Here is a 4,310-nt window from a genome sequence, read left to right as displayed (position 1 = left end):
GCACGCGGCGGCACGGGCGGCACGCGGCGGCACGGGCGGCACGCGGCGGCACGGGCGGCACGCGGTGGCACGGGCGGCACGCGGTGGCACGGGCGGCACGCGGTGGCACGCGGCTCGGTGGCACAGCGGGCACGGGACCTCGGAAGGGGCTGCGGCGGTTCGCCGGCGCGCTCGGGGAGCGGCCCACGACGCAGCTCAATGGCGAACAGCTTGCGCGCCGCGCGGACGCGCTTACGATCGGCGGGACGCGCCGTCCAGAGCGTCCGGGAGCACCCGGGCGCGGACGCGGGCGGCAGTGGCGGATCCGGGGCGCGGTCCCGGAGCGCACCAGCTGGAAGGATTGCCAGTGCCCGATTCGACCATACCCGCCAGCCCGCCGGAGCCGGAGGACTCGGCCGGCAGCCACGCCATCCCCTCGGGAACCCCGGATAGCCCTCCGGAGCACGGCCAGGGCGGCCGCGAAGCGCCGACCCCTCCCGCGCCCCAGGAGCCGCAGGGTCCCCCGCCCACGCAGCCGAGCGCCACGAGCAGCGGCGGCGGCCGCGGCGGCTGCATGACGGCGATGATCGGCCTGTTCGTGTTCATCGCCGCATTGCTGGGGATCGCGACCCAGCTGTAGGTCCCGGCCACCGCGCGCTGTGAGCCTCCAACGGCGCCGGCCGCAGGAAATGTTCTATGGGCGACGCGCCCGCGCGGCATCGGCCGGCGCGGGCGCGAACCGTTTGTGGCCCCGAGCCGAGGTCGGCTGTCTACGCGCCATCTGACAGATAGCTCTCACACGGCCGTTGACGGGCCCGGCCAAGGCCGGTGGGCCACGGACGGCTCATCGCGACCGGACGACGCTGTCAGGCCGACCGGCGATGCCCCCGCGCGGCCGGGCGGGTGCCGGCCGAGACGGGCGGGTGCCGGCCGAGGGCGCCGTCGAAAGGGCTGCGGAAGGCGAGCACGGTCCGGACTCGAGTGGCGCACGGCACAGCAAGCGCGGAAGGGGCGCGTCAGGGAGGTACCAAACGAAAAAGGCCGCACCTCCGAAGAGGTGCGGCCTTACGTGGTAGCCCCGACCGGATTCGAACCGGCGCTACCGCCTTGAGAGGGCGGCGTCCTGGGCCGCTAGACGACGGGGCCCCAGTACTAACCAACGTGCGGTGGAACAATACAGCACCGCGATCTTGCTGCGGTGCTGGGGTACCAGGACTCGAACCTAGACTAACTGAGCCAGAATCAGTCGGGCTGCCAATTACCCCATACCCCATCGGCGCTCACTTACCGCGCCGGAAGAGAACTTTACCGGAGGTCTCGTGTCACGCCAAATCGGTTGTCGGCGACACGCCTAATCCAAGGTCAGGACCCTGTTGCTGAGCGCGCCGATGCCCTCGATCGAGACCACGACCTCGTCGCCGGCCGCCATCGGGGAGACCCCGGCGGGGGTGCCGGTGAGGATCACGTCGCCCGGGAGCAGCGTCATCACGTGTGACACATATGACACCAGGGTCGGCACGTCGAACACCATGTCCTTCGTGCGACCGAGCTGGCGGACCTCCTCGTTGACCTCGCAGCGCACCTCGACGTCGCTGACGTCCACGCCGGTCACGATCCACGGGCCGATCGGACAGAAGGAGTCGAAGCCCTTCGCGCGGGTGAACTGCACGTCCTTGCGCTGCAGGTCGCGCGCGGTCACGTCGTTGGCGCAGGTGTACCCGAAGATGGCCGCCGCCGCGCCCGCGCGGTCGACCCGGCGCGCGCCGGTGACCCCGATCACGACGGCGAGCTCGGCCTCGTGCTCGACCTGCTGGGACTGCGGAGGCAGCCGGATCGCGTCGTTCGGGCCGATGATCGAGGTGGACGGCTTGAGGAAGAGCAGCGGCTCCTTGGGCACGTCGTTGCCCAGCTCCGCCGCGTGGTCGGCGTAGTTACGCCCCACGCAGACGACCTTGCTGGGCAGGATCGGCGAGAGCAGCCGCACGTCGGCGACGGCCCAGCGCTGCCCGGTGAACCGCACCTCCCCGAACGGGTGCCCCTCGATCTCCGCGACGGTCAGGCCCGCCAGCCCTGCCGAGGGCTCACCCTCGACGACTCCGAACGACATGCCACTGCTGTGGGCGAAACGAGCGATACGCACGCTGGAAATCTACTCCGCCCACACATGGCGCTCCACGAACGCGTTGCGGAACGTGCCCCGCGGGTCGAGCCGCTCGGCGAGCGCGACGAAGTCACTGGTGCGCGGAAGCCGCGGTGCGCGCCGGAAGACCTTGCCCCAGTGCGGCCGCGCCCCGAGCGGTGCAAGCTCCGCCTCCAGCGCCTCAACCGCCCGAAGAACAAGATCATTATTCGGTACCCAGGTGAAGTGCAACGCCACGCTGTCGCGCTCGTAGTGCGGGCTGAGCCACAGCCCGTCCGCCGCGACCGTGCGGATCTCGGAGATCTGCAAGGCGGGAACGACCAGGTCACGCACCCGTTCCACGGCGGCGAAGGCGGCGACCGCGTCCGCGCGCGCCACGAAGTACTCAGACTGCAGCTCGTCGCCGGCGCTCGGGGTGAACTCGAGCCGGAAGTGGGGCAACCGCGCGTGCCAGGGCCCGGGCACGCCGCCCTGCTCGGTGCAGTTGACCGGCGACATGGCCGCGATCGGGTGCCGCGCCCCGGCGGCCGGTCCGGCCCCGAACAACTCGGCCGGCGCGGGCGCGTCCCCCTCGCGGCGCTTGATCCACACCTGGTCGACCGTGTCGCCTCGCCAGCCGGTAAAGAGGCTCACGCTGTATCCCGCGCCCGCGATCTCCTCCCAGTGCGCGTCGAGCTGCGCGCGCGGGAGCCGCTCGAAGACGTGCTGGCTCACCTGGTACGCCGGGACGACGTCCAGCGTCACCCGCACCACGACGCCGAGCGCCCCGAGCGCGACCACGCTGCCGGGGAAGTCCGCGTCCCCGCGCCCGAGCGACACCAGCTCGCCCCCGCCGGTCACGATCTCCACCCCGGCGACAGCGGTGGCCAGATTCCCGAGTCCGACGCCCGACCCGTGCGTGGCCGTCGCGACCGCGCCGGCCACAGAGATGTGTGGCAGCGACCCGAGGTTGTGCAGCGCGTACCCGGCGGCGTCCAGCTCCCGCGCCAGTTCCCCGTATCGGACCCCACCCGCGACGCTGACCGTCCCCCGCTCGCGGTCGATGCGAATGTCGGCCGGGAGCCCGGCCACGCTGATCAGGTCCCCGGGCGTGTCCGCGATCGGGTTGAAGGAGTGCCCGGTCCCGAGTACCCGCGCCCGCGCGGCCCCCGCCACGATGCGCTGCACCTGCTCGACCGTTTCGGGGCGGTGCACCCTCGCCGGGCCGAACTCGATGTTGCCGGCCCAGTTCTTCAGCCGCTCGGCCATCTCGTCTCCTCGCCATGCCGCGATCCGGGCCGGCCGCTACCGCGCGGCGACCGCCGGGCCGTGCCCTCGCCTCGGTGGCGGCCGGCCCGGAGCCATACTGCCCGGCGGCGCGCCGCCTTGGCCATGGTCGCCTTCCCGACCGCCCGGATGCCGGACCACGCCGGAGTTCGGAGTGCCGGGCCTGGCCGGTCAGCCGCAGCTGGGCATGGTCCGGAAGACACACCCGCTCCTGCCTGCGCCGAGGGCGCGGAAGCGCGGCTGGTACATCGTGCTGGCCGCGGGCGTTCTCGGCGTGTTCGTGTTCTGCGGCATCGTGATCGCGGCCGCCGGGAACACCGGTTCGCCGTCGAGGACCGAGGACATGTCGCGCAACGGCGCGCTGGCCGCGCCGATCAGCGAATCGGCCGCCGCGGCCCCCTCGCCCGCGACGGCCGTCCTCCCGCCGACGACCGCTGCCCGCGGCCAGCACCGGGGCGCTCGCGGCCGGCACGGGGGCGACCGCGGCCGGCACGGGGGCGACCGCACCCGCCGTGAGTACCGCGCCCACGACGGCGGGTGGGGAGCCGACCACGAAGGCCCCTATCACCAAGCGGCCGACTACCAGGCCGCCGGCGACGAAGCCGGCGACCGCTCGCACGGCGACCCCACCCGCGCCCGAGCCAATGCTGGCCACGGCGGTGTCGCCAAGGCGGCGGTAGCCCCGGAGCCGATGCGGAGCACGACGGTGGTCGCCGGGGCGGCATCGCCACGACCGCCGTCGGGTGCGATGCCGGCCCCGTCCGCCCCTCCCCTGCCGTGCGTAACGGTCGCGCCGGCGATCTCGGTGCCGTGGCCGCAGTGTGGCGCCTGACGCGGTGCCGCCGCGACCGTGGCGCCTGAGAGAGCGTTGTGATACCTCGGCGTGATCTTCGCTAACCCTGTCAGGGAAGATCACGTCTGTGTC

General features: G+C 73.1%; 4 protein-coding genes and 2 tRNA genes. 2 read left to right on the top strand and 4 right to left on the bottom strand.

The genetic code is table 11. The annotated features are described in order from the left end of the window. The first annotated feature begins 346 nt into the window (after positions 1-346). Positions 347-619, top strand: a complete 273-nt coding sequence (locus ABD352_RS51515; protein ID WP_344620007.1) for a hypothetical protein — start codon at positions 347-349, stop codon at positions 617-619. A 430-nt stretch (positions 620-1,049) separates the two neighbouring features. Here the strand turns inward: ABD352_RS51515 and ABD352_RS51510 are convergent. The 4 genes from ABD352_RS51510 to ABD352_RS51495 form a co-directional block, all read right to left on the bottom strand. Then, a tRNA-Glu gene (locus ABD352_RS51510) sits at positions 1,050-1,125 on the bottom strand. A 55-nt stretch (positions 1,126-1,180) separates the two neighbouring features. Then, positions 1,181-1,252, bottom strand: a tRNA-Gln gene (locus ABD352_RS51505). Positions 1,253-1,330: 78 nt separating this feature from the next. Continuing rightward, on the bottom strand, positions 1,331-2,119 hold the full coding sequence (locus ABD352_RS51500; protein WP_344620006.1) for a fumarylacetoacetate hydrolase family protein: 789 nt from the start codon (positions 2,117-2,119) through the stop codon (positions 1,331-1,333). Between the two features lie 9 nt (positions 2,120-2,128). Beyond that, positions 2,129-3,367 carry an FAD-binding protein gene (locus ABD352_RS51495; protein ID WP_344620005.1) on the bottom strand — a complete coding sequence of 413 codons (1,239 nt, stop codon included), beginning with the start codon at positions 3,365-3,367 and terminating at the stop codon, positions 2,129-2,131. A gap of 205 nt (positions 3,368-3,572) precedes the next feature. Here ABD352_RS51495 and ABD352_RS51490 point away from each other — a divergent pair, with 205 nt between their 5' ends. Next, positions 3,573-4,217, top strand: coding sequence for a hypothetical protein (locus ABD352_RS51490; protein ID WP_344620004.1), 645 nt, complete (start codon positions 3,573-3,575; stop codon positions 4,215-4,217). Positions 4,218-4,310: the final 93 nt, after the last annotated feature.

It is taken from the genome of Dactylosporangium salmoneum, from assembly GCF_039532525.1.
GTDB lineage: Bacteria > Actinomycetota > Actinomycetes > Mycobacteriales > Micromonosporaceae > Dactylosporangium > Dactylosporangium salmoneum.
The sequence above is the reverse complement of the archived record's forward strand: the minus strand, read 5'-3'. Positions and strand labels throughout refer to the sequence as shown.

Bases quoted from the DNA above. Each gene is read 5' to 3' on its own strand.
- ABD352_RS51495 (WP_344620005.1), bottom strand. From the start codon at position 3,367: ATGGCCGAGCGGCTGAAGAACTGGGCCGGCAACATCGAGTTCGGCCCG.
- ABD352_RS51490 (WP_344620004.1), top strand. From the start codon at position 3,573: ATGGTCCGGAAGACACACCCGCTCCTGCCTGCGCCGAGGGCGCGGAAG.